Annotated in this window: 2 protein-coding genes; both read left to right on the top strand. The window is 61.5% G+C overall.

Going from position 1 to position 1,257, the window contains the following annotated elements; translation table 11 throughout:
- Positions 1 to 94: 94 nt before the first annotated feature.
- Complete coding sequence (locus tag NW857_RS13020; protein WP_414338780.1) at positions 95 to 613, top strand: DUF4330 domain-containing protein; 519 nt, start codon at positions 95 to 97, stop codon at positions 611 to 613.
- Positions 614 to 628: 15 nt separating this feature from the next.
- Positions 629 to 1,257 (top strand): UDP-3-O-(3-hydroxymyristoyl)glucosamine N-acyltransferase (locus tag NW857_RS13015; RefSeq protein WP_414369211.1); only part of this gene is annotated, 629 nt, incomplete at its 3' end.

Here is a 1,257-nt window from a genome sequence, read left to right as displayed (position 1 = left end):
CGCCCTGGCCTGGATCCCTTAGGCCAAGCAGGAGAGGCCACCTGGGGAGCAAACCTGCCTAGAATCAAAACAGTGTGGTGGAGGAGAGGGGGCTATGCGGCTCATTGACGGACAGGGACGTCTTTTGGGAAAAGTCAGTCTCCTGGATCTGGGGGCGCTGGCGATTGTGGTGGCGGCCATTGTCGCCGTCTTGTTTTTGCCAGGGCGGCAAGCGGGCAGCGTCGTCCAGGTGGGGGGCGGCCCCACGCTGCCGGTGGAAGTGGACATGATCGTGCGCGGGATCAGCAGCCGCTCCATGGAACCTTTTCAGGTCGGACAGAAGGCTGACTTGATCATCCGCAACCAGCCCTACGGCCAGGTGGAAGTGGTGCGGGTGGAAAACGTCAGCCGCACCGTGCCGGTGGTTTTCCCCGATGGACGGGTAGAGAACTTGCCTGACCCCGAGCCCTATCGTTTTGATCTGGTGTTTACCTTACGGGGACGGGGCCAGCGGACCGAGAACGGCATCGTCCTGGGCAACAACCGCGTCAAAGTTGGCGTTCCCCTGGAGCTGGAGACTTTTAGCTACAACTTGCGCGGCACCGTGATGGATGTGCGGCTGCTGCAATCGTAGAGGACACCAACCCTGATGCAGCTACAGGAGATCGCCCAAAAATTGGGATGCGCCTACGAGGGGGATCCCACCCTCGAGATCCGCGGCGTGGCTAGCCTGGCGGAAGCTCGCCCAGGCGAGCTGAGCTTCCTCAGCGAAGACCGCTACTTGCCCCTCTTGGAGCAAACCCAAGCCAGCGCCGTCATTGTGGGCGAATCTATAGCTTTACCTCGCCCCATCCCCTGCCTGCGGGGCAGGGATCCCCGCTTGCTCTTTGCCCAGGCCATCGAGCTGTTTTACCAACCCTATCGCCTGCCCACCGGGATCCATCCCACAGCCGTGATCGATCCCAGCGTTGAGTTGGGGGAGGGAGTGGCCATCGGGCCGCATGTGGTGGTGATGGAAGGGGTGAAAATTGGCGACTACACCCAAATCCACCCCAACGTAACCATCTACCCCCATGTGCGGGTTGGATCCCGGTGTCAGCTTTTCGCCAACTGCGTCATTCACGAGCGCACAGAGATTGGCGATGATTGCCTGATTCACAGCGGCGCTGTTATCGGCGACGACGGCTTTGGTCACATTCCCCTCCCCGATGGCTCCTGGCGGCGCATGCTGCAGGCGGGCCGGGTGGTGCTGGAAGACGGTGTAGAAGTGGGCAGCAA

The organism is Synechococcus sp. H55.9 (genome assembly GCF_047462355.1).
Lineage (GTDB): Bacteria > Cyanobacteriota > Cyanobacteriia > Thermostichales > Thermostichaceae > Thermostichus.
Note: the sequence above shows the minus strand (reverse complement) of the source record. Positions and strands in the feature narration are given on the sequence as shown.

Excerpts from the sequence above, each read along its gene's own strand:
- NW857_RS13020 (WP_414338780.1), top strand. The coding sequence starts at position 95 with ATGCGGCTCATTGACGGACAGGGACGTCTTTTGGGAAAAGTCAGTCTC.